Source organism: Lentzea miocenica, assembly GCF_033949945.1.
Classification (GTDB): Bacteria; Actinomycetota; Actinomycetes; order Mycobacteriales; family Pseudonocardiaceae; genus Lentzea; species Lentzea miocenica.
Genome location: NZ_JAXAVW010000029.1, coordinates 1 through 22,732 on the forward strand (window position 1 = coordinate 1; position 22,732 = coordinate 22,732).

Below are 22,732 nucleotides of genomic sequence, written 5' to 3' on the forward strand. Positions count from 1 at the left end.
GTGCGCGGCGAGAGCTGTGGCACGACTCGTGACGGGGCCCCGCCCGGAGCGCTGTTTCAAGCGTTAGGACGCCTCGGCTTCGCCGTCGGGTCGCCTCGCCTGCGGCATCGGGCTTGAGGAGCGCGGGGCGCTGGGGTGCGGGGGCCGCTTGGCGCAGGGGGTGTGCCGGTGGTCGTCTGTGCCCCGAATGAGGGGTGGGGGTTGGTCCTGGTCGTGGGAAAGTTGCTCCGATCGAGCGAGTAAAGGGTGTAACACTGCGAGATGGCTATACCCCCGTTGGGGCGAATGCCGTCGCGCATTGGGACGGTGTGGTTTGCTGGCGGTAGGCTTCCGCACCGTTGCTCGCCGAGCAGGTCAGGTGGATCGATTGCCGAGCCAGGACGACGCGAGATCGTTGCGCCCGCTGGGACGTGACGAGCTGGCGCGCGACTGGGCGGTCAAGGTCAACGGGACTGCGTACGTGCCGTTGTCGGCTGCTCGGTTGACCGCGGAGTTGCGCGAGCTGCTCGATGTGGTGGCTGAGGCTGTTGCCCAGGATCCTGGTGCTGCCTCCCAGGTTGGGGTGCGCCTGGTCGAGTTGCACTGCGTTGGTGCGGAGAGCTTGCGGAAGTCGGTTGAGATTCTTGCGCGTTTTGTAGCGCAGGAAGGGGCTGACGCTGAGCGAGCCGCGTTGGTCATCGGGATGGTGTCGGCGGCGTACACCGGGGCTATTCAGGCGTTTGTGCTGGAACAGCAGGAGAGCGTCAGCCAGGCTTTGTTGAGGGCGAACCGGGCTGTTCAGCTGGACTTGCAGGCCAGCGAGGAGCGGTTCGAGGACATTTTCGCTCACTCGTCCACGGGCATTGCGATGGTGAGCCTTGGTGGAGAGTTGGAGCGGGCCAACGAGGCGTTCTGCAACATCCTGCGGCGTGAGGATGTTGCCGGGATGACGCTCACCGATTTGATTGCGCCTGCGGATTTGCCGCTCATCACTGACGCGCTGGCGAGTCTGGAGCACGGGCGGATGCGGCGGGTCGAGGAACGGCCTCGGTTGATCGACCGGGATGGTGAGCACTTCCGGGTGTTGCTCGCGGCGACCGTGCAGAAGGACGCTGAGGACAACCCCAAGCACTTTGTCGTGATGATTGATGACGACAGCCAGCTCACGTTGCTCGGTGGGCGGTTGCAGTACCAGTCGTTGCATGATGCGTTGACCGGATTGCCGAATCGGCAGTACCTCACCACGCGGCTGGAATCGTTGTTGCACAGCGACATTGAGCACGGCGTGACGTTGTACCACCTCGATTTGGACGCGTTCGCGGTGATCACGGACGGGCTGGGGCGCGAGGTCGGCGACAAGGTGCTGAAGCTCGTTGCCGAGCGGTTGTCGACGGTGTTCGCGAGTGAGAAGGCCATGGTCGCCCGGCTCGAGGGTGACGAGTTCGCGGTGTTGATCGAGAACGGGCCGGAGACTCCGGACGTGGACACGACGATCCGGACCATCGAGCGCGAGCTGGCTGAGCCGGTTTACTTCGACGGGCACGGGGTTGCGGTGTCCGCGTCGATCGGGGTGTTGCCCCGGCTGCATCCTGGTGGCAGTCCGGCGGAGGTTTTACGGGCGTCGGACATGACGTTGCGGCGGGCCAAGCGCAGTGGTCCTCGGCAGTGGGGGTTGCACGACGCCACGCTGGACAAGCGGGAGCAGGAGGAGTTCGCGCTCGCCGCGGTGATGCCGGGTGCTTGGGAGAGCGGCGAGATCGAGGTCGTGTTCAACCCCGTCATGCGGCTCGACGGGGTGGCGCGGGTGTGCGTCGAGGCCGAGTTGAACTGGCGGCATCGGGATGTCGGGCTGATCGCGCACGAGAAGTGCGTGTCGATGGCCGAGCACACCGGGTTGATGTTGCCGCTCGGTGAGTGGATGTTGCGCACGGCTGCCGAGACCGCGTGCCGGCACGACGAGATGCTCGCGGTGTGTCTGACCGAGAGCATGGCCAACAGTCCGGACCTGATCCGGGACGTGCGGCGGGTGCTGGCGGACACCGGGTTGCAGGCGGAGAGGCTGTTGCTGGGCTTCCCGGTGCACGTGCTCGCGTCCGAGGACAGCGAGGCGGCCGACAACCTCGATCTGTTGTCCGACATGGGTGTGCACATCGGCGCGCGGGACTTCAAGGGGTCCACCGCGGAGATCGAGCTGGTTCGCGCGATGGGTGTCAAGGCCGTGCGGGTCAAGGGGCGCGCTCAGAAGCCGGACCAGCTGGTGTCGCACGTGCTCAGCGACCTCGTCGTGTTCGTGCACGAGGCCGGCGGTCTCGTGGTGATCGACGCGATCGAGGACGCTGAGCAGCGGGAGTGGTGGAGTGAGCTGGGCGCCGACGCGGGTGTCGGGCCGGTGTTCTGCCGGGAGCCGACTACTGCGTGGCCCGACGTGGACTGAGGTGCACGAGGATCAGCGCGAAGCCCGCGATGGTCACCATGCGCAGGGCGGCGGTGATGCCGTTCCAGTCCTTCGACTGCCACATGGCGAACCACTCGCCGCCGACGGTGATGAACCCGCCGAGGAACAGCGCCACGATCATCAGCAGACCGGCGGACGCGAACTTGCGCGCGCTGTCCTCCCGGTCGCGGATGTAGGCGATGGTGCCGGCGGTCAGCAGGACCGCGGAGATCGCCTCCCACAGGATGATCGCGACGTAGACGATCGTGACGATCGCGGGACTGGTGATGGCCCGCCACTTCAGGCCCTGTCCGAACGTGGTGTCCATGGCGAGCACGTGCTGCACGAACGCTTCGTTCGTGCCGTAGTCCGTGACGTTGCCGAGCACCACGAGAAGCATGTTGAGAGCGATGAAACCAACGGTCACCGCGACGACCGCGCGCAAGCTGCCGACCCGAGCAAGAAGACGCATGGAGCGGACAGTAATCGATGGGGTGCTGCCGGTAGGCGCGGTTGGGCGGACTCCCACGGGCTGAGCCTGGTCAGCAGGGGTTCTTGAACGTCACCTGGGGCAGCCGGGCCTGCCACAGCTCCTCGGTGAGCGCTCCGCGGCTGGTCGTGCAGATGCGCTCGGCCTCGTGTGCGACGTCGAGGTCCCACAGGCGCAGCACGCCGTCACTCGCGCCGACCATCAGCGCGCGGCTGTTCGGTCGGAAGTGGACGAACGGCTCGGCCCCGGAGGCGAGCGCCATCGGCTGGCCCAGTGCGGTCGCCTCGGCGGGATTGCCGATGTCCCACAGGCGGAACGTCTTGTCCGAGCTGCCGCTCGCGAGCATCTTCCCGTCCTGCGTCACCGAGAGCGAGCTGACCTGCTGGGTCTGCCCGGTGAGCACGCTGAGCGCCACCGGCTTCTCCCGGTCGCGCACGTCGAAGATCCGGATCGCCTTGTCGGTCCCTCCGGTGATCAACGTGCGACCGTCCGGGGTGTAGACGACGCGCTGCACGGGCTCGTGGTGGTCCTCCACCGGCTTGCCCAGCAGCCGTGGTTTCGCGACGTCGGTCATGTCCCACAGCCGGAACGTGCGGTCGCTGCTGGCCGTCACCATGGTCTTGCCGTCCGGGCTGAACGTCACGTCGTTGATGTACCCGTCGTGTCCCGTCAACGGATCGCCGAGCTGGACCGGGTGCGCGGGATCGCTGACGTTCCACAGCCGCACCGACTTGTCGTCGTTGCCGGTCACCATGGTCCTGCCGTCGGGCGAGAACGCGAGCGGGTTGGTGAACCGGGTGGGGATCATGATCGGTGGTCCGAACGGCACGATGTGCGCGGGATCGCTGGTGTTCCACAGCCGCACCGTCCCCTCGCCGGAGGCGGTGCCGAGCACCTTGTCGTCCTGCGTGAGCTTCGCCTTGACGCCTGACCGGTCCGGGCCGACCTGCACCGATCCGACGGGCTTGAGAGCGAACGGATCCGTGCTGTCCCACAGCTGCACCGTCTTGCCGCCGTTGCCGCTCACGAGCAGCTTGCCGTCCGCGCTGAACGCGGGAGGCCCCACGTTCGTGGGGGCGATCGGCACCATGTTCGGCGGCAACGACCACAGCCGCACCGAGTTCTCGCCCGCCCCGGTCGCGAGGCTGCGACCGTCCGGGCTGAAGCCGACCGCGAACACGCCGCCGCTGGGTGCCGCGAGCGGTTTGCCGATCTGGTTCGCGTTGGGCGGGTCGGTGACGTTCCACAACCGGGCGGTGGCGTCCGACGCGCCGCTCGCCAGCACATGGCCGTCAGGGCTGAACTTGACCGACCACACGCCGCCGGTGTGGCCGATGAGCGCGTCCCCGACCGGATTCTGCGTGGCCGGGTCCCACAGCCGCACGGTGTTGTCGTCGCTGCCGGACGCCAGGAGTTTGCCGTCGGGGCTGAACGTCACCGAGTGCACGCCGTTGGTGTGGCCGGTCAGCGGCTTGCCGATCATGGTTCTGGTCGCGACGTCCCAGAGCCGGATGTTCTGGTCGTCGCCGGACGTGGCGAGCGTCCTGCCGTCAGGGGTGAAGGCGAGGGTCCTGACCGCCGCGGTGGCGCCCCGCAGCGGTTCGCCGAGCGGTTGCGGGTTCGCGGGATCGCTGACGTTCCACAGCCGTGCGGTCTTGTCCTCGTTCGCCGCCGCGAGCGTCTTGCCGTCGGGGCTGAACTCCAGCAGGTAACTGGTGCCGTTGCCGGTCTGGACGGTCTTGAGGTGCTTCGGGTTCACCCGGTCGGTGATGTCCCAGAGCCTGATCGTCTTGTCGTTGCCGGTGGTGGCGAGCACCTTGTCGTCCGGGGAGAACACCGCGGAGGTGAGCCAGTCGGTGTGGCCGGTGATCACCGCGAGCGGCTTCGGGTTCGAGCGGTCCCGCACGTCCCACAGGCGTGCGGTGCGGTCGTAGCTGGCGGTCGCGAGGACCGTGCCGTCCTTGGTGAACGACGTCAGGTACACCGCGCCGGTGTGCCCCTTCAGCGGCACGGCCAGCGGTGTCTGCTGGGTCGCGATCAGTTTGGACGCCACGTCCTGGTCGTCGGGCCGCGTCCGGTGCGCGGCGAGCAGCATCTGGGCGGCCAGCGACGGGTCGGTCTCGGTGATCCGGTCCGCCTCGGCCACGACCTGGCGGAACACCGCGTCGTTGCGCTGCCGCACGGCGATCACCGCGGCACTGACCGCGATCAGCGCGAACACCACCACGAGCGAGACGGCGCCGCGGCGCAGCCAGACGCTCTTGCGGTGCTGGTGTTCGGAGGCCTGCACGAACTCCTTCGCGAGCGTGGTGACCTGCTGCTGTCGCGCGCCTTCCAGCCGTGCGCCGCGGTAGAGCAGCGACGAGTCGCGTTCGCTCGAGGCCCACGTCGCCGCGTCCTCCTCCAGCCGCTGCCGGGCGAGGTTGCCCGCGCGGTCCTCATCGATCCAGCTGCGCAGCCGGGGCCAGGCGTGCAGCAACGCCTCGTGGGTGATCTCGACGCTGCCGGCGTCGACCGTGATCAGCCGGGCGCGGGTGAGGACCTCGAGCGCGCGTTCGGTGGCGGGCAGGTTCGTGCTCGCTTCGAGCAGGCTGTGGCGACTGGACCTTCGGCGGGTGTCCTGGGTGTCGTCGCCGACCCGGACCAGGCGCAGGAGCAGTTGTTTCGCGGCGGCGCGCGCCGGTTCGTCGAGGTCGGACCAGGCACGTTCGGCCGTGGTGGCGACGGCGCCCTGGATGCCGCCGGCCGCCCGGTAGCCGGTGATCGTGAGGCGGCCAGCCTGCCTGCGTTGCCACGTGACCAGCAGTGCGTGGCTGAGCAACGGGAGCGCGCCCGCGTCGTAGGCGTCCTTGCCGCGGCGGTTCTGCGCGCCGAGGTCGCGCAGCAGGAGGTCGACCAGGCCGGGTTCGAGCTGCAGGCCCGCGGCCTTGGCCGGGTTCGTCACCGCGTCGCGCACCTCGGCCGCCGACATCGCGCCGAGCACCATCTGCCTGTTCTGCAACGCCTCGGCGAGTTCGGGGAAGTCGAGGCAGCGCGCGTAGAAGTCGGCCCGCACACCCAGCACGACCGCGGTCTTCTCCGCCGCCGCGTGCAGCGCCTGCACGAAGACCCGCAGCCGGTTCTCGTCGCCGCCGAGCGTGAACGCCTCCTCGAACTGGTCGACGACCACCACCCGGCTGCCGACCGCGATCTGCACCTCGTGCGCGAACTCGGTCAGCACGTCGGAGTCGACCGCCGACTCCAGCGTGAGGATCAGGTCAGGCACCTGGAGCGCGAACTCCTTCAGCGGATCCGTGCCGGGGGAAATGACGATGGCGTCTTTGCTGAGGCGGGGCAGGACGCCCGCTTTCATCAAACTCGACTTGCCGGCACCGGACGCGCCGACCAGCATTGTGATGCCGTTTTCGGTCAATCGGGCGAGCAGGGCGTTCGTCGCTTTTTCCCGGCCGAAGAACCAATTCGTGTCCTGCGGCCCGAACGCGCTCAGGCCCATGTACGGACAGACCGCGCCCTCTTCCTGAGGGGGTGTGTCCGTGTCGGTGACCGGGCTGGCGAGGGCCTCCTCCCAGAGCACGCGCCAGCCGTCCAGGTCGTACAGGCCGTCGATCGCGGGCTGGGGCTTGCGCTTGCGGGCCTCACCGACGAGGACCTCGAGGACCGCGCTCAACCCGCTGAACTTCGCGGGCACGTTCCGGCCGCGCCGCCAGTCGCTGACGCGTTGGGCGGGGACGCGGACCGGTCTGCCCTGTTCGTCCGTTCGGCGGGCACGGGTGACCGACTCCGTGACCCTCTTCAGAGGAGGGTCGCCTGCCTCCGCGTAGAGCAGCGCGAAGCGCTCCGCGAAGACGCCACGGGGTCCCAAGCGGCCTCCACCTCATCCGGACCGGAAAACGTGGACCACCCGTCTGAGCTGCGGCGCACGCACCGGAGAGGCGGTCTGGGACCCACCCTAACGAGGTGGTCTGACAACCTCGACCCCACGTCCTTCACAAGACCGGGAGACCGTCACAGTGGCAGTGACCGACTGGGGTAGAACTTCCACGGCTGAGGAGTGCTGGGGGTCTCCTCAGCCGTGGCCCATCGGCTCTCCCCTCAGCGAATGGCAAGGGGCGGCCTGTTAGCAGATCAGGCGGCCTGCCAGAGCGCATCCGCTTCTGGTTGCTTGGGCTGAACCCGGTTGGGATCCGGCAGGTAGGACTCGGTCGGCAGCGTCACGTAGGTGATGCTCTCCGGTTTCAACGCGGTGAGTTTGCCCGCGAGGTCCGCCAATTTCGCTATCGACCCGAGTTCGGTGTCCGTGACGATGGACTTCGTCAGGACGTCGGCGAGTTCGAGTGTTTTCTGCGGGCTGGCGAGCCAGTTCTCGTTCGCGAGTTTTTCGCTCAGCGCCCGCATGAACAGCTGCTGGTTCTTGATTCGGTTGAGGTCGCTGCCGTCACCGATGCTGTAGCGCGTGCGCACGAATGCGAGCGCCTGCGTTCCGTCGAGCTTCGTCGGCCCCGCCGGCACGTGCAGCCCGCTCTTGTCGTCGTCGATCGCCTCGGGCATCGTGACGTCGATGCCGCCGAGCCGGTCGATGACGTCGCGGAAGCCGTTGAAGTCGATCTGCACGAAGTGGTCGATCCTGATGCCGCTCATCTGCTCGACCGTCGCCACCGTGCACGCCGCGCCGCCGGTGGAGAAGGCGCTGTTGAACATGGCGATGGCCGCGGGCGGGTTGGTCCCGCACTGAGGCCTCGGAACCATCGTGTCGCGCGGGATGCTGACCACCCGCGCCTGGTCGCCGCTCGCGTTGAGCTGCACGACCATGGCGGTGTCGGACCGGCCGTCGTCCTTGCCGATCAGGAGGATGTTGAACGGGCGGCCAGGCGTCGACGGAGGCCTGGGGTGGGTGATCTCCTCGGCGAGATCGACGGTCTTGAGATTGCTCTCAAGCTTCCAGTAGGAGCCCCCGGCCACGACGCCCGCCGTGATGACCACGGCGGCCCCCGAGACCGCGAGCCATCGTTTCAAGTGGACGTTCATACCTCTGACGGTCCCGGTCGTTTGTCCGGATCCCGTCGGGGGTTTGTCAGGGTTGTGTCACAGCGCGCCTCAGCTGGTCGAGGAAGACGCCGTTCTGCGCCGTGACGGCGTACTTGGCCTTCGCGCGTTCGGTGGCGATGTCCCGGTCGAACGGACTGCCTTCCGCCAGGAACCGCAGGTCGGCGACCAGCGCGCCACGCGTGTACCGGCCGGTGAGCTCGATCGCGAACCGGTCCTCGTGGTAGGTCGCCAGTTCGGGCTGGAGCAGGATCGCCGCCGCGAGCGGGTCGTGCGGCACGAACCCGGGCTTGCCCAGGTAGCTCTCGTAGAAGTCCGCGTAGAACCCGAGGAACTGCCGCGCGTAGTTGTCGTGTGGGAGCGCTTCCAACCACTCGCCCGGCGCGTGGTTCGCCATCGTGACGTCGAGGCCGACGATGGTCAGGTCCTCGAAGCCGGCGCCGAGCACGAGGTCCGCGGCCTCCGGGTCGTGCCAGAAGTTGGCCTCGGCGTACGAGGTGATGTTGCCGGGCACGTTGAGCGCGCCGCCCATCACCACGACCTTGCCGAGCAGCAGCGGCAGCCGTGGCTCGATCTGCAACGCCAGCGCGACGTTGGTGAGCGGGCCGATGGCCAGCAGGTTCAGCTCTCCGGGGTGCGCCCTGGCCAGGCGGGCGATCTGCTCGGCCGCGCTCTCGTCGGTGCAGGTCGTCGTGGGGACGTCGCCGGCGAACCCGCCCAGCCCGTCCTCGCCGTGCACGTTCTCCGCGGTCATGAGGGGCTGTGCCAGCGGTTTCGCGGCGCCCATGGCCACCGGCGCCTTGATGCCCAGGCGCTCGGTGAGCCGGAGGGCGTTGGCGGTGGCCTGCTCGACCGGCACGTTGCCGTGCACCGTGCCGATGGCGACTATTTCGGTGTCCTGCTGCGCGCGCAGGTAGTACAAAGCAAGGGCATCATCGATGCCTGGGTCCGCGTCGACGATGATCCGCATGTGTCCGATCATGCCATTGGGGGATGACATGACAGTCCGGCTCGCAGTCGTTTCAGACGCTGCCGCGGTGGCCGCCGTGCACGTGCGGACCTGGCAGGCCGCGTATCGGGGCCTGGTCCCGGATTCCGTGCTGGACAACCTCTCGGTGGAAGAGCGCACGTCGATGTGGGAACGCAGCATCCCGCACGGCGGAGTGTGGGTGGGTGTCGTCGACGATGCCGTCGTCGGATTCGCGGCCGCCGGCCCGTCTCGTGAGCCTGATGCCGATCACCAGCTGTACGCGATCTACGTGCTGCCCTCCGCGTGGGGCACCCCGGTGGGTTTCGAGCTGGCTGAGGCTGCTGTCGGAGAGTCGCCGGACGTGATCGTCTGGGTGTTCGACGAGAACCCTCGGGCCCGGCGTTTCTACGAACGGTTCGGCTTCCGCGCCGACGGCCTCTCGAAGACGGAGACCATCGGCGGGGCCACGTTGAACGAGATCCGCTATCGCCGGGTCACGACCGCTGAACGGTGATCTCGTAGACGCGGTGGTGCGCGTTGAGCACCCCGATCGGCGCGCCGAAGGCCCGGAAATCAGGAAACCCCTGTTCACTAAAGTCAATGACCGTTGGGGCACAGCTCCCTGAACCACCTACCATCGAGTCACCCAACGTCAGGTGGGGAGCTGCCATGGTGTTCCGCCGCAACCTGGAGTCACGCGAAGCCGAGATCGCCCGCGAGGTGTTCGGCGACGCCTTGGACATCAGCGCCCTCCGCTTGGCAGAAGGCGGCCTGCTGGGCAGCTTCGGCGTGGCCCGCACGTTGCCGAGGCTGGTCACCTTCCCCAAAGGAGTCCTGACCGAGCCACAACACCAGGCGCGCTACGAGCGCTGGCTGGTTCACGAACTGACCCACGCCTACCAGTACCAGCACGGCCGCAGCGTCCTCAGCCTGCTGCCCACCGCGATGGCCGGTTTCTTCGTCAAGGGCCTCTACGACTACGGCGGCGCGGAAGGTCTGCGCGGGAAGACGTTCGCCGACTTCAACACCGAGCAGCAGGCGAACATCGTGGCCGATTACTACTACCTGAGCACCTACGAGCCGCACCGCGACCTGTCGGCCTACGAGCCGTACATCAACCACGTGCGGTCAGGCGCCTGACACCGCACCGCGCCTTGAGCTGAAAGGCGCGGTGCGGCCGGTCTGGGTCAGCTGAGCAGATAGGTCATGGACCTGGCCATCACCTCGTTGCGGATCGCGACGTCGCTGATGCCCTCGAAGCCGAACCCGAAGTACAGGGTGTCGGCGGTCTTCACCACGGCGCCCTCCGGGAATCCGGCGGCGGTGGTGCGGACGAAGTTGTTGCCGTTCGGCGCACTGCCCGGAGGCGGACCCGTGACGGCCCAACCGTCCATACCGGACTCGAACGACGTCGAGCCCTCGCCGGTCGTCACGACGACGTCGTCGACGAACACGCCGAGACCCTGCGCGGACCAGTCGCTCGCGTAGGCGATGGACACCTCGACCTGGGTGCCCACGTAGGCGGACAGGTCGACGTTCCACTGCTGCCAGCCACCGGAGCCCGCGGACGCCGCGTTCCAGGCGCCGGTCGTGCCGGTGGGCGAGCAGGTGCCGTCGGCGTTGAGGGTCTGGTAGTGGTCAAGCTGCGGGTGCAGGTCCCGCCAGCCCTCCGGGCAGCTCTGCCCGGTGCTGGGCGTCGTGTGGCCGTTGATGTCGGGCAGCGTCGTCCAGTTGTCGCCACCCGCGGTGCGGGCCTCGACGAACAGGTGGTCCCACTCGGGTTCGGTGTCGTAGGACGTCCAGAACGACAGCTGGGCACCACTTGTGGGGACGCTGATCGTGCGCGTCAGCCGCTTGTACGACACGTCACTGATCTGCGAGTACATGTACATCTCGCCGGAGTGCGGTGCGAACGGCCCGCCCGGACGGTCCCACGCCGCGGAGACGTTGCTGGCGAACTGCGGATACTGGTCGACCGGGAGCAGGCCACTCGTCGTCAGGAAGGACGCGGTGTGGTCCTGGTTCTGCGCGCTGTCGAGGCCGTTCAGCCCCCACGCGAGCCCGGTGTGAGGATCCGCGACGCCCTTGACGTCGAAGGTGTCGCCGTTCTCGTCCTGACCGGCACCCTCGTTGATGATCGACGCGCCGAACCAGTACTCGATGACGTCGTTCACGTTGTCGCCAGACCCCGCGAGCGGACGACACCGCAGCGCGGCGTCGGGCAGCGTGCTGCATTGCGCGTTCTCGAACGGGTCGTAGAGCTGCGTGCCGTGCCCGGACGCGTACTGGTGTCCCGCGTACTTGCCGGTGTAGAGCACCTTTCCGCCCTCGTTGAGGTAGTCGCGGACCTCGAACAGCTCGGTCTGCGCCAGGCTGGACGCGTTGCCGGGGCCCCAGCCAGGTTCCCGGGTGATGACGTCGTCGCCGGTGTACCAGATGACGGCCCGGTAGTGGCTGAGCACGCCGAGCGCATCGGGTGCCTTGCGGCCGTTGGCGTCGACGTCGTAAACGTCGTGGCCCAGGCCTGCCGCGGTGAGGGCGTCCGTGTAGTAGGACAGGTACTTCGGTGCCGTCACGCCAGGCATCGCGGGCGAAGCGCCGGTGTAATCCTCAGCGGCGAGGACGAGCACGTCGTCGCCCGTCTCGGAAACGGCGCGGTAGGTGAACGAACCGCTTGTCTGGCCGCCACCCTCGAACCACACCTTGACCTGGTCACCGGGACTCGTCCCGCTCACAACACCGCGGACGACGTGGTAGTAGTTCGCGTTGCCGGCGCCATAACGTTCGCCGCCGGTCCACTCGCTCGTCGGTGCGCTCTGCACCGGCCCGTTGCCGATCTGCCACTTCGCGGTGACGGCGCCGAGCGACTTCTTGGCCAGCACCCGGACTTCCTGCGGATCGCCGTACGACACGTCGAACGTGAAGTCCAACATGGACAGTGGCGTGTTCTCCACGTCGGCGTCGGCCTGGTCGAGGTAGAACGGCTGGACACCGATGCCGACCGCGGACTTCGGGTTGGCCGGGTCGACCGCGGACTGCGCGAGCGACATCGAGAACGGCAGCGTCTTCTGGAACTCAGCCTCGACGAGCGCCTCGTCGTCGGGGAAGACGAACCCGCAACCGTCACACCCTTCGCTGAGCTCGGGCGTGAACGACACGGTCCCGTTGCGAGCGTCGGCGTAGTCGGTGGTCTCCCCGTTCGTCACGTACAGCTCGTCGGAGCTGATGCCGGGGTCGAACCCGGCGATCGCGGGCTTGGCGTCAGTGCCGGCCAGCGCGACGTAGATCGGATTGTCGGCCTCGGGTGATCCGGTCTGCCACCCCTGCGGGTAGAGGATCCACTCACCGGCGGAGTGCCAGTTGGACTGGAACTTCGGCTTGATCCGGTCCAGCAACCCCTGCATCGCCTTGGTCTCCGGCTCGGAAGCCTTCGACGGCCCGCGATAGGTGTCGCTCGCCGCCGTGCTCGACGAACCTTCGTTGTCGTAGTTGAAGTGCTCGTCGAAGTTGCGGTTGGGGTCGACACCATCGCCAACGGTGATCACGCCGTTGCCGTCGTTGTCGCGCAGGTTCTTGCGCCACAAGCGCTCCGCGTCGAACGAGTACTCGTAGCCATCCGGGTTGGCGACGAGCACGAACCACAACTCCGTGCTCTTGAGGAGATCCTTGATCTGCTGATCGCCGGCCTTGAACCGGTTCACGAAGTGGTACAACAACCGCCGGTTCACCTCGGTGCTGATCCACTCCCGAGCGTGCTGCGTGGACGAGTAAAGGACCGCAGGCCTGCTCCCGTCCACCTGACCGTTGGCCCCCTGCGTCACCTTGACCGCGATGAGCTCACGTCCCTGCCCGGTCTTGCCGAGCACCTCGAGCTTGACGAGGTTGCGATTCTCCCGCGCCAACGCATAAAGCTGGTCGCGAATCCCACCAACCTCGTCGAAGGACCGCCAGACGCTGAACCCGTCCACAGCCTGCTCAGCAGCGAGCTGCCGGGCACTCTTGCCGTCCTTGTTCTTCTTGAGCTTCGCGTCGACCCCACGCTTCGCGAGCTCCTTCTGCTGGCTGGCAGCGAGCACCAGCTCCACCTCGACCTCGTCACCGACCGCCCGGCCGGCCGTGACGTCATAGCCTTGCCGGGAAAGCTCACCGGCCTGTTCCCCAGTCACCTGGGCGACGTAAACGTCCATCGGATCGTCGCCCGGCACAGCCGCGGCGGGCGACACCACCACCCCGCCGAGGACGAGCACCAACGCGGACAGAACTTTCGCGGACCGCTTCATTGCGTTCCTCCGGCACGTGCGTGGTCGACGCAAAGACCCGCCGACGCTACGCCGATCAGCCGTTACAGCGACAGGCCTTTCGGCCCTACTCGTTGCCCTGAAAGGACTTGCGCGCTGTAGCCAATTGGACGCACTGCGTAGCCGGCCGATCTTGTCGGTGCCGCTCGCCACACTGGAACCGCCCCAGAGGGCGACCCCACGTACCGCGGCGTCCCAGGAGGGCGACCCGTACTGGGCACGCCCGCTCAGGCCCCGGCAAGCCGACAATCTTGATCACCCGCGCCTCAGTCCGGCTGTACCCGTCTGGCTTCTCGGAGGCTCCCGTGAGGGGGAGCGACGGCGAACAAGCGCGACTGGCGGCGGTGCCGAAATAGATCAAGCCTTGACCGCGTAGTCGCAGGTCAAGGCTTGATTTCACCCGGCGAAAGGTGGTGCCCCAGGCAGGATTCGAACCTGCGACACACGGTTTAGGAAACCGATGCTCTATCCCCTGAGCTACTAGGGCTGGCGACAGCAGTCTACCGGGGTGCCGCCACCGAGTTGACCAGTGCCCCCGGCTAGGGAGGAGCCGGGTGTCGCTCACGCTCGGTGAGGGGCCGGCGGAGACGACTGCGGCCGTTGGAGGGAAGTGAGGCAGGCCACCTTCTGCCGGGCACAAACGTCAGGTACGCAGGGCGTGTGAGCAGACCTTGGCCCGACTTCCGTCCTGGACCGCTTGGCGCCCTCAAGGCTTGGTGGCGGCGGCGGGTGCCGCGGCGTGCCGACGACATCACGTTCGTGCCGCCGGTCAGCAGCCATCAGCACGAGTTCGAGACGCCGTTGCCCAGTGCGGTGTACGGGTTGGACTTTCAGGTGAAGCTGGTTGTTGTGTGGCGGCTTGATCTGGCTACGGGGCTTCGGCACAACTCGCCCAAGAATGCTGCTGTGCACCATGTGTTGCAGCGGGCGAAGGAGATCAGCGGCAAGGCGATGTTGGTGCACCACGCGGCTTTGCAGGTGCAGTTGGGGGATGAGCTCGCCACTGAGCGGCAGGTGCCTGGGACGCATGTGTGGGCTCGGGCTGAGCAGGTGAAGATCAGCACTGACGAGGGCGATCTTGAGATGGCTCGTAAGCACATCGAGCTGTTGAGGAACTCCACGTTCAAGTTGGCTGAGCGGGATGTTGAGCGGGCCGAGATCCGGTACCTGCGGGACGAGGTGTTGACGGACGTCGGCACGGCCACGATCTGGTGGTTGCAGCGCAACGGGTATCAGGTTGAGGAGGCCGTCAGGTTGTCGGCTCACCTGGCTGAGCTGGTGCAGATCGCGCAGCTCGAGCCGACGCGGCATTGGGCCGAGTCGCTGGTCAGCAGTGTTGAGCGGGCCCTGCCTGAGCTCGAGGATCAGCATCGGAAGGACTTGCGGCAGCACCTGGCCAAGGCGTTGAGCGTGTACGGGGGGTCGCGGGTGGCTGCCGAGTTCGCTGATCAGGTCGGGTTGCCTGCGGGCGAACAGCACACGAACGGGCACGTCTAGGCTGGTTCGGGTGTTGACCGAACTTCGCAGTGCCGCGGTGGTTGCCGGGTTGCGGGCGCTGGCCCGGCTCACGCCTTATGCCGAGGCGGAGCTCCTTGGGCTCCGTAAGATCATCAAGCCTGGGGACGTCTGCGTCGACGTCGGTGCGGCTTTGGGGTTGTACACGGTCACGATGTCCAGACTTGTTGGTCCACAAGGGACTGTGCACAGCGTGGAGCCGTTGGTGTTCGCGCATCCGGCGTTGTCGTATGCGCTGCGGCCTCGGGAGGGGCGCAACATCCAGCGGCACTCGGTGGCGTTGGGGAACAGCCAGGGGCGCGAGGTCATGAGCGTGCCGGTGCGGCACGGGAGTCCTGTCACCGGGCGGTCGTTCCTGACGGTGGGGGCCAAGGGGCTGGGGTCCAACGAGGAGTTCGACCAGCACCTGGACGTGTTGGTCAAGACGGACACGCTCGACCACTTCGTCGAGGAGCACGGGATCGGCAAGCTCGACTTCGTCAAGGCGGATGTCGAGGGTGCCGAGCTGCGGGTGCTCGAGGGTGCCGCGGGGACCATCGAGCGGCTCAAGCCGGCGTTCCTGCTGGAGATCGAGGAACGGCACGTCGAACGGTTCGGGTACCACGCGAAGGACGTCGCGGAGTTCCTCACCGAGCGCGGGTACCGGATGAGCACCTGGCACGGGAGCGAGTGGGTGCCGACGCACAACATCGGCGACGAGACGCGGAACTACCTGTTCAGGGCCTGAAAAAGTAGAGGACGCCGACCCCTGGGGGTGGATCGGCGTCCTCATCTCGAAGGCCTACGAAACGTAGACCTCAAGCTCGTACAGGGAGTATCCGTACTGACCGGCCCGTTGGGTACCCGTCATTCGGAGGTATCTCGCGTCCTGTGGCGTGAACGCTACGACATCATCGCCGCCATCGCCACCACTTGTGGAGAAAACGTTCCGCCAGTTCGTGCCGTCATTGGAAACCTCGATGCGGTAGCCCTTGCCGAAGGCCGATTCCCAACGCAACACAGCGCGACCGATCCGTTGCACTGAGCCAAGGTCCACCTGGATCCATTGGTTGTCGTTCCAGTCGCTGGCCCAGCGCGACAACGGGTTGCCGTCGAGCACGTTGGACGGCGGGAGGTTGTTCCAGCCCGTTTCGTGGGACGACGCGGAAGCGGCTCCACCGGCTGCCAGGTTGGTGATGTTCTGGCTGCGGCGGGACGGGAACTGCACGACCTGCTGGTAGGTCGGGCGGTTCTGCCAGTGGATCTTGTCCTGGGTGACGCCGCCCATGGCGCGGTGGATGATCGTGTCCGCGCACCACTGGTCGCCTGCCGCGCAGTCCGCGTCACCGGGGTAGACCTGGTTGGCGGGCTTGGCGACGGCCGCGGTCAGGGAGTCGACCAGTGCGGTTCGGCAGCCTGTCAACGTGCCGCCGCCGCAGTAGGTCTGCGGGAAGGCGCCCTGGACGGGGTCGTCCAGGACCTTGCGCAGGTCCTTGTCCACGTAGCCCCACCAGCCGTACTGGAACGAGGAACCCTTGTGCGGTGCGGCGCCGTGGGCGTCGGACGGGGCCTCGTCGACCTGGATGGCGCCGACGATGGCGTTGTACAGCTCGGAACCCAGCGAGGACTGGAACTGGGCCTGCACCAGCAGCGGCCACCAGGCATCCAGAACTCGAATGGCCTCGGCGTGGGCGTAGGTCTTGCTGCCCTTCGCGGTCTCCTTGCGCAGCGAACCGGAACGCTGCCAGTCCTTCAGCTTCTGCACGACCGGAGCCAGGGCCGGGTCGACCGCGGAAGACTCGACGACGCGCAGCAGTTCGGGCAGCACCTGCTCGGCGCGCAGGTCGGCCACCGCGGCCTCGGCCATCGCCTTGGTCAACGACGCACGCGTGACCTTCTGGCCGGACGAGATCAGCGCCCGGACCCGGCCGTCGAGCAGGTCACCGCGGTGCACGGCGCTGTGGCCGAAGCCGCCGAACGTGAAGTCGCGGGCCTGCTTGTTGTTCCAGGAGATGTAGTAGTCCTGGTTGATGGAGTTCGGGTGCCCGGCGAACGGCATGTAGGAGGCGACGTTCTCGTTGCCGTCCCAGCCGACCCACTCGTACTCGGCCCGGCCCCACGTCGGCAGGTTCGGATCCACAGTGGACCGGCGCACCGGGTTCAGGCCCGAGTTGTAGTACGCCGTGTCACGGGAGTCCGCGTAGAACCAGTTGAACGCGTACCCGATCTTGCTCGCCGCGCGCTGGAAGTCGGACGCCGAACGGATAGCCCCCGGGTCGTTGAGCTCCTGGAACCCGATGATCGAGTCGACCTCGTGCATGTACGTCGAACGCAAGGTCGTGTACGCCACGACCTTGCCGCCAACGGTCGCACGGCTCGTCACCAGGCCGTACTTCGTTCGCCACATCACCAACGTGTAGGAGCCGGCGGGCGTGCCGTCGGCAACCGTCGGCTTCCAGGCGTTCTTGCGCTCCAGGCGTTCCATCGGCAGGCACTGGCCGTGGAACAGGTAGGACGAAGAGGCCTTCGTGGGAGCGGAACCGTCCGGGTTGCACAGCTCGACGGCGTACGTGTCGACGATGTCCTGGCCAGAGGAGGTCGCGCTCCACGAGTAGTCGACGCCACGGCCGAGCTGCACGTACATCGAGACACCCGCGAACGAGACACCGCGCGAACGGACGCCTGGCCCGTTCAGCTCCTGCAGCATCAGCAGCTGCGGTGCGAAGTAACCGGTCTGCGGACCCCACACGGCGATCGGGTTCCCGCTGTCCGTGTGCGCACCGGACACCGCCAGCGCGTTGGACATGCCGTGCTTCTTGTTCAGCAGATCAGCAGGTAGGACACCATCGGCGAAGATCCCGCGAGCCTTGGCGACGTCGTCCGGAGCCGGCACGGAGACAGCGGCTCCCGTGCCGCCCACCTCGTCGTAGTTCATGCGCTCCGGCGTGATGCTGCCGGCGTCCGGCAGGGCCACGCCCTGGGGCGAAGCGGGAGAGGCGCCGTACGGGAACGACTGTCCGTTGTGGAGGGTCAGGACGGCCTCGGGGTCGTTCTGCGCCCGGAACGCCTTCCACACCTGCTCGCCGACGGTGGCGCCGTACTTGTTCTGCGCCGCCAGCTTCACCAGGGCGGACTGCACCTCGCCGCCACCGCCCGCGCCGAACAGGCCGCCGACGACGGAGGCGATCGCCACCATGTCGGTCGCCTTGAACGGCTGGATGTCGTTCCAGTTCGTGATCGCGTCCGCGTGCCCGGTCAGCACGTACTCACCGGGGAAGTTGCGCGCGCCGACGGACTGCGTGATGTAGGCGTTGATCCCGCTGATGTAGTCGTTGACGTCGGCCACCGCCTGCCGCCCGCGCTCACCGCCGTTCGCCGCCGCGGTCTCGATCTGCTTCTGCAGGTCCGCCTCGGTGTACGGGATCTGGTTGTAGAAGCTCTGCTCCAGCACCCGGTTCGAGGGCGAGCCGCCGGCGAACCCGGACAGCTGCCCGCGGCCGAGGTGGCGGAACAGGTCCATCAACCACAACCGGTCCTGACCGGCCGCGAAACCGGCGCCGAACATCGTGCCGGACCGCGTGGTGCCGGTGATGTGAGGCATGCCGATCTTCTTGTCGCGCACGATCGTCACGTCGGCGCGCGGCTTGATCGTGCTCTCGACCTGGTCGGACGGCACCCCGAACGACGCGTCGTTGAAGAAGTTCGTGAGCTGGTCGTTCGTCAGGCCGCTGTAGCCGTTGACCAGGGCGTCGTACTTGCCGAGCTGGTCGGCGGAGTGCGCGGGCCTGGTGCCGAACGCCTTGTGGGTCAGGATCTCGGCGAGCGTCGCGTTGCCGTTGTTGCCGGGCGGCACGATGTCGCCGCACTGCCCGAGGCAGTAGTCGTCGGCGGCGAACGCGGCGGCGCGCGGTTCCTCGGCTTGGGCTGACGGGACGAGAACGAGGGAGGCGGTGACGGCGGCGATGGCCAGCAGGGACGTCACCGGATTGGCTCTCCGCATGGCGCGAAGCTCCTCTCCGTGCAGGGCAGGGCTGTTGTGACGCACGTTACTTTCCGGTAGGGCTATTGCGAAAGACCTTCGCGTTTACAGGTTGGTCACGGCGGGCTGTATCGATTCCGAAGCGGGCTGACCGATTTCCGGCGTTGTATCCGTGTTTCTGGTACGACATTCCACTGAGTGGGATTTTCGTGTTTGGTCACTCAGCGTTCTGATGACACCGCTCAGTCCCTGGTGGCATGCCTACGCAGCGAAGTCATCGCGCAATTCCGGTAACTGTGAACGCGGCTCCCGTTCTCGAAAATCCGTTACCACATGATGAGATAACTGAGAATTAACGTGACCTTCGGCGTGCGTACGCGAAGATCACGAACATGAGGGAGCACGGAACGCCAATGCGGGAGGCGTCGTGATCAAGGTTCTGCTGGCCGACGACGAGGACCTCGTCCGTTCAGGCCTTCGCATGATCCTGAGCAGCGTCGGGGACATCGAAGTCGTCGCGGAATGCGATGACGGACACCTGGTGGCCGACCTGGCCCGCCAGCACCGTCCTCACGTGGTCCTGCTCGACATCCGGATGCGCACGTCTGACGGTCTGGTGGCACTGCGGAGATTGCGTTCCATGCCGGACGCACCGCGGGTCTGCATTCTGACGACGTTCGACGTCGACGAATACGTTTCCGAAGCTCTGCGTCTGGGTGCGTCGGGCTTCCTTCTCAAGGACACCGAACCAGAACAGCTAGTCAAAGCGGTGCGTGACCTCGCGCGCGGGGGCGCTGTTCTCGACCCAGGTGTGGCGGCACGGGTTCTTGCGGCCGTCGCGGACGGCGAGCGCATGGCCGAACCGGCGCGCAGGCTGCTCCAGAGCCTGTCCGAACGCGAGCGCGAGGTGCTCGTGCTGATCGGCCAGGGCATGTCCAACGCGGAGATCGGCGGCACCCTGCACCTGTCGGAGGCGACGGTGAAGGGCTACGTCTCGTCCGTGCTCGGCAAGATCGGCGCGGTCAACCGCGTGCAGGCCGCGCTGGTGGCCTATCGCGGTGGCCTGATCGCCTAAAACCCCACAAGGCCAGTAGAGCCCGAGAACATCAGTTCCCCGAGACGATCTCGGGGACCTCGTCGACCGACGGTTCGACCTCGACCCTGTTCCGGCCGTGCCGCTTGGCGCGGTACAGCGCCATGTCCGCGGCCGCGAACAGCTGGTCCAGCTTGGCCGGTCCCGCCGCGACCCCGATGCTGACGGTGGGCCGGCGGACCGCGCCGAGCACCATCGTCCAGTCGTGGCCGTCGACGGCCGCGCGGATCCGCTCGGCCACGTTCGGGCCGACGTCCATGTTCGGCCCGGTGTCCCCGAGCAGCACCACGAACTCGTCACCGGCCCAGCGCGCCACCAGGTCGTCCGACCGGCACTCGCGCCGCAGCAGCGCCGCGATCTCGCGCAACGCCGCGTCGCCGGTCGCGTGCCCGGCGTCGTCGTTGACGTTCTTGAACCAGTCCACGTCGACCAGCACCAGCCACGGCACCCTGCCGCGCGCCGCCGTCGACTCCAGCAACGCCGCGGCCGCGCGTTCCAGCCCGAGCCGGTTCGCCAGGCCCGTCAACGGGTCGCGCGCGGCGGCTTCCTGCGCCGCGACCGCGAGTCGTTGCGCCTGCACGGCCACCCGGCGCTGTTCCAACGCCTGGCCGAGGCCTTCCTGCAACGTTTCCCGTGCCGTTCGCGACGCCGTCATCGACCTGCGCAACGCCTCGGCCTCGCCCACCGCGTCACCCAGCGCGTGGCAGATGTCCGCCAGCTCCGTGGAGAACCGCAGCAGCAGCGAGATGTCGTTGATGCGTTCGGCGTGTGTCACCGCACGGGACGCGAACGTGCGCGCCTCGTCGAGATCGTCCTGCTCGCGGCGCACCACGGCGAGAACCCAGTTCCCGACCGAGATGCCCCACATGTCCGTGGCGTCCGACGCGAGTCGCAACGTCTCCTGGCCGGTCTCCTCGGCCTTCTCCAACTGCCCGACACCGGCCAGCGAACGGCCCAGGGCGCCCATCAGCGCCCGGCGCATGACCTCGTCCTTGGCCAGCGAGAGGCCCTCGTCGAGGTACGCCAGCGCTTCCTCGAAGATCGCCGGCGCGGCCGCGGGCGGCCCGGAGCAGGCGCGGAAGTTCAACGACCCGCCGAGGCGCTGCAGGCAGTGGGCCAACGTGTCGGTGTTGCCCGCACGGCGCGCGACCTGAACCGACAGCCGCAGCATGTCCAGCGCGGCCCGACGGTTGCCGATGCCCTCCATCAGATAGCCGAGCGAGCCCATCGTCTGGGCCACGGCCGGGCTGTCCGAGCGGTCGGCGTCGAGGTCCGTCCACCCCTCCGCCGCCAATTCCAGGGCGAGCGGAATACGGCCGAGGCGCCAGGCCATCACTGCCCGGTTGACCAGCACCGCTGACCGAACCCAGCGGTCGGCGCCGGGGGACACCTTGGTGACCACCTCGTCGAAAAGACTGTTCGCCTCCGGCAAGCGGCCAGCGTTGAGCAACGCGCGGACCTCTCGGTCCAACCGCGGAATCTGGCCCGCTACCAGCGGATCGCGCTGCTCCACTCGTTCATCGACTCCGTTCCGACTCGCCGAGCGGCCAGCACAGGCTACCGGGCCGGTTGCGTGCACATGTGGCGCAGTGCCTGGGCTCGATCGACGATCATTCCGTAGCGCAGCTTCTTGTCAACGGGGTCGTTGTGCGCGTTCCCCGCCGTCACCTGCACCCCGTGCTTCCGGTAGAGCATGCTCGGCGTCGCGATGAAGTACCCGGCCGAGACCGTCTGCAGTGCCATCAGCAGTCCGGTGTCCTCGGATCGGGGCAACGCCATCCATCCGCCCAGTGCGAGCAGCAGATCTCGCCGAACGCACATCGTGCCCGGCACGACCGGCAGCCGCCATTCGTTGCTGATGAAGACGTCGAGCGTCCAGCCAGGTTCCAGCACCCCCTCGCCGGGATCGTCGGACGCCCAGGAGACGACTTCCCCGTCCGGCAGGAGGTCATGCGCGGCGGAGGTCACCCAGCCGACGTGCGCGTGCCCCACCAGAACGTCGATGTCCCGCTGCAGCGCGCCGTCCATCAGCAGGTCGTCGGCGTCCAGATTGCGCACGAACTCACCTGAGGACCGGGCGAGGGCCATGTTCCGCGCGCACGCCGCACCTGCCGCAGGAGACGCCGAGAACGTGACGCGCGGGTCGTCGAAGGACAGTTCCGCCGCTGTCTCGCCGTCGTGCTGGATCAACCACTCCCAGCGCCACCCCTGTGGCAGCTCTTGCGCGCGCAGAGACTCATACGCCTCCGGGAGGAAACGCATGTGAGCTGGGTGAACGGGGGTGATGACAGAGACGGTTCGCATCAGTTTCGTCGGCCGTACGAGTCGTAGTGGAGCACGTCGTCCAGGGGGAGCCGGTTGCGCCAGCCGTGCCGTTCCAGATCGGGCGTGTCGGGCAGGGATCGCACCGGTCCGACGCACAGCCACGCCACCGGACGGACCCTCGTGGGGATGTCCAGCAGCCGGCGCAGCACATCTTCTCGGTAGAAGCTCACCCACCCGACACCGAGGCCCTCTTCCGTCGCCGCGAGCCACAGGTTCTGGATGGCGAGGCACACGGAGTACAGGCCGGCGTCCGCGATCGCGTGCCTGCCGAGCACCGCGGGCGAGCCCCGGTCGGGGTCGTAGGTGACGACGACGCCGAGCGAGGACTCCATGACGCCCTCGACCTTGATGCGGGAGAAGACCTCCGCGCGTTCCTCGTCGAGCCCCGCCGAGAAGACACTGCGCTCCGCCTGGACGTGATCCCGGAACGAGCGCCGAATCGATTCATCACGCACCAGCACGAAGTCCCACGGCTGGGAAAGGCCGACGCTCGGCGCCGCGTGCGCCGCGGTCAGGACCCTCCGCAGCACGTCAGCCGGGATTTCCTCGCCGGTGAACTCGGCGCGGGTGTCCCTGCGCCGATGCACTACTTCGTACAGGTTCATTCGTGCGATCGTGCCTCACTCG

The 22,732-nt window shown here is 67.5% G+C and carries 15 protein-coding genes and 1 tRNA gene; 6 read left to right on the plus strand and 10 right to left on the minus strand.

What is annotated here, in order from left to right:
- The first annotated feature begins 358 nt into the window (after nt 1–358).
- A complete protein-coding gene (locus SK803_RS31110) occupies nt 359–2,413 on the plus strand; it encodes a diguanylate cyclase domain-containing protein (RefSeq protein ID WP_319969709.1) in 2,055 nt (684 codons plus the stop codon).
- Here SK803_RS31110 and SK803_RS31115 read toward each other — a convergent pair.
- The 4 genes from SK803_RS31115 to SK803_RS31130 form a co-directional block, all read right to left on the minus strand.
- On the minus strand, nt 2,388–2,885 hold the full coding sequence (locus SK803_RS31115; protein ID WP_319969710.1) for a DUF2165 domain-containing protein: 498 nt from the start codon (nt 2,883–2,885) through the stop codon (nt 2,388–2,390). The two genes, SK803_RS31110 and SK803_RS31115, sit on opposite strands and share 26 nt — an antisense overlap.
- A gap of 70 nt (nt 2,886–2,955) precedes the next feature.
- Nucleotides 2,956–6,765: an nSTAND1 domain-containing NTPase gene (locus SK803_RS31120; RefSeq protein WP_319969711.1), complete on the minus strand. Its 3,810-nt coding sequence runs from the start codon at nt 6,763–6,765 to the stop codon at nt 2,956–2,958.
- A 263-nt stretch (nt 6,766–7,028) separates the two neighbouring features.
- Complete coding sequence (locus SK803_RS31125; protein WP_319969712.1) at nt 7,029–7,928, minus strand: LCP family protein; 900 nt, start codon at nt 7,926–7,928, stop codon at nt 7,029–7,031.
- Nucleotides 7,929–7,974: 46 nt separating this feature from the next.
- A complete protein-coding gene (locus tag SK803_RS31130; protein WP_319969713.1) occupies nt 7,975–8,916 on the minus strand; it encodes a nucleoside hydrolase in 942 nt (313 codons plus the stop codon).
- Nucleotides 8,917–8,944: 28 nt separating this feature from the next.
- Here SK803_RS31130 and SK803_RS31135 point away from each other — a divergent pair, with 28 nt between their 5' ends.
- A complete protein-coding gene (locus SK803_RS31135) occupies nt 8,945–9,430 on the plus strand; it encodes a GNAT family N-acetyltransferase (RefSeq protein WP_319969714.1) in 486 nt (161 codons plus the stop codon).
- 155 nt (nt 9,431–9,585) lie between these two features.
- Nucleotides 9,586–10,056 carry a hypothetical protein gene (locus SK803_RS31140; RefSeq protein WP_319969715.1) on the plus strand — a complete coding sequence of 157 codons (471 nt, stop codon included), beginning with the start codon at nt 9,586–9,588 and terminating at the stop codon, nt 10,054–10,056.
- A gap of 47 nt (nt 10,057–10,103) precedes the next feature.
- On the opposite strand, the gene SK803_RS31145 is transcribed toward SK803_RS31140, so the two are convergent.
- Together SK803_RS31145 and SK803_RS31150 are read right to left on the minus strand one after the other, a co-directional pair.
- On the minus strand, nt 10,104–13,196 hold the full coding sequence (locus tag SK803_RS31145) for a M14 family metallopeptidase (RefSeq protein ID WP_319969716.1): 3,093 nt from the start codon (nt 13,194–13,196) through the stop codon (nt 10,104–10,106).
- A 429-nt stretch (nt 13,197–13,625) separates the two neighbouring features.
- Nucleotides 13,626–13,701: transfer RNA gene (locus SK803_RS31150), tRNA-Arg, on the minus strand.
- A 173-nt stretch (nt 13,702–13,874) separates the two neighbouring features.
- Here SK803_RS31150 and SK803_RS31155 point away from each other — a divergent pair.
- Nucleotides 13,875–14,711: a hypothetical protein gene (locus SK803_RS31155; protein ID WP_319969717.1), complete on the plus strand. Its 837-nt coding sequence runs from the start codon at nt 13,875–13,877 to the stop codon at nt 14,709–14,711.
- A gap of 10 nt (nt 14,712–14,721) precedes the next feature.
- On the plus strand, nt 14,722–15,456 hold the full coding sequence (locus tag SK803_RS31160; RefSeq protein ID WP_319969718.1) for an FkbM family methyltransferase: 735 nt from the start codon (nt 14,722–14,724) through the stop codon (nt 15,454–15,456).
- 54 nt (nt 15,457–15,510) lie between these two features.
- On the opposite strand, the gene SK803_RS31165 is transcribed toward SK803_RS31160, so the two are convergent.
- Nucleotides 15,511–18,708: a penicillin acylase family protein gene (locus tag SK803_RS31165; RefSeq protein ID WP_319969719.1), complete on the minus strand. Its 3,198-nt coding sequence runs from the start codon at nt 18,706–18,708 to the stop codon at nt 15,511–15,513.
- A 406-nt stretch (nt 18,709–19,114) separates the two neighbouring features.
- On the opposite strand from SK803_RS31165, the gene SK803_RS31170 reads away from it, so the two are divergent.
- Entirely contained in the window at nt 19,115–19,762 is a 648-nt protein-coding gene (locus tag SK803_RS31170) for a response regulator transcription factor (protein ID WP_319969720.1), read from the plus strand.
- 31 nt (nt 19,763–19,793) lie between these two features.
- Here the strand turns inward: SK803_RS31170 and SK803_RS31175 are convergent, their stop codons facing one another.
- From SK803_RS31175 to bluB, 3 genes are read right to left on the minus strand one after another with little or no spacing between them, the layout of a single operon-like run.
- Nucleotides 19,794–21,293, minus strand: a complete 1,500-nt coding sequence (locus SK803_RS31175) for a GGDEF domain-containing protein (protein ID WP_319969721.1) — start codon at nt 21,291–21,293, stop codon at nt 19,794–19,796.
- 44 nt (nt 21,294–21,337) lie between these two features.
- A complete protein-coding gene (locus SK803_RS31180) occupies nt 21,338–22,084 on the minus strand; it encodes a glycosyltransferase family 2 protein (protein WP_319969722.1) in 747 nt (248 codons plus the stop codon).
- The gene (gene bluB / locus SK803_RS31185) at nt 22,084–22,710 is read right to left on the minus strand and encodes a 5,6-dimethylbenzimidazole synthase (protein WP_319969723.1); all 627 of its coding nucleotides are present in this window, start codon (nt 22,708–22,710) and stop codon (nt 22,084–22,086) included. The genes SK803_RS31180 and bluB overlap by 1 nt, the downstream gene beginning before the upstream one ends.
- Nucleotides 22,711–22,732 lie beyond the last annotated feature (22 nt).

Excerpts from the sequence above, each read along its gene's own strand:
- SK803_RS31165 (WP_319969719.1), bottom strand. The coding sequence starts at position 18,708 with ATGCGGAGAGCCAATCCGGTGACGTCCCTGCTGGCCATCGCCGCCGTC.
- SK803_RS31115 (WP_319969710.1), bottom strand. The coding sequence starts at position 2,885 with ATGCGTCTTCTTGCTCGGGTCGGCAGCTTGCGCGCGGTCGTCGCGGTG.
- bluB (WP_319969723.1), bottom strand. The coding sequence starts at position 22,710 with ATGAACCTGTACGAAGTAGTGCATCGGCGCAGGGACACCCGCGCCGAG.
- SK803_RS31125 (WP_319969712.1), bottom strand. The coding sequence starts at position 7,928 with ATGAACGTCCACTTGAAACGATGGCTCGCGGTCTCGGGGGCCGCCGTG.
- SK803_RS31145 (WP_319969716.1), bottom strand. The coding sequence starts at position 13,196 with ATGAAGCGGTCCGCGAAAGTTCTGTCCGCGTTGGTGCTCGTCCTCGGC.
- SK803_RS31140 (WP_319969715.1), top strand. The coding sequence starts at position 9,586 with ATGGTGTTCCGCCGCAACCTGGAGTCACGCGAAGCCGAGATCGCCCGC.
- SK803_RS31135 (WP_319969714.1), top strand. The coding sequence starts at position 8,945 with ATGACAGTCCGGCTCGCAGTCGTTTCAGACGCTGCCGCGGTGGCCGCC.
- SK803_RS31130 (WP_319969713.1), bottom strand. The coding sequence starts at position 8,916 with ATGCGGATCATCGTCGACGCGGACCCAGGCATCGATGATGCCCTTGCT.
- SK803_RS31180 (WP_319969722.1), bottom strand. The coding sequence starts at position 22,084 with ATGCGAACCGTCTCTGTCATCACCCCCGTTCACCCAGCTCACATGCGT.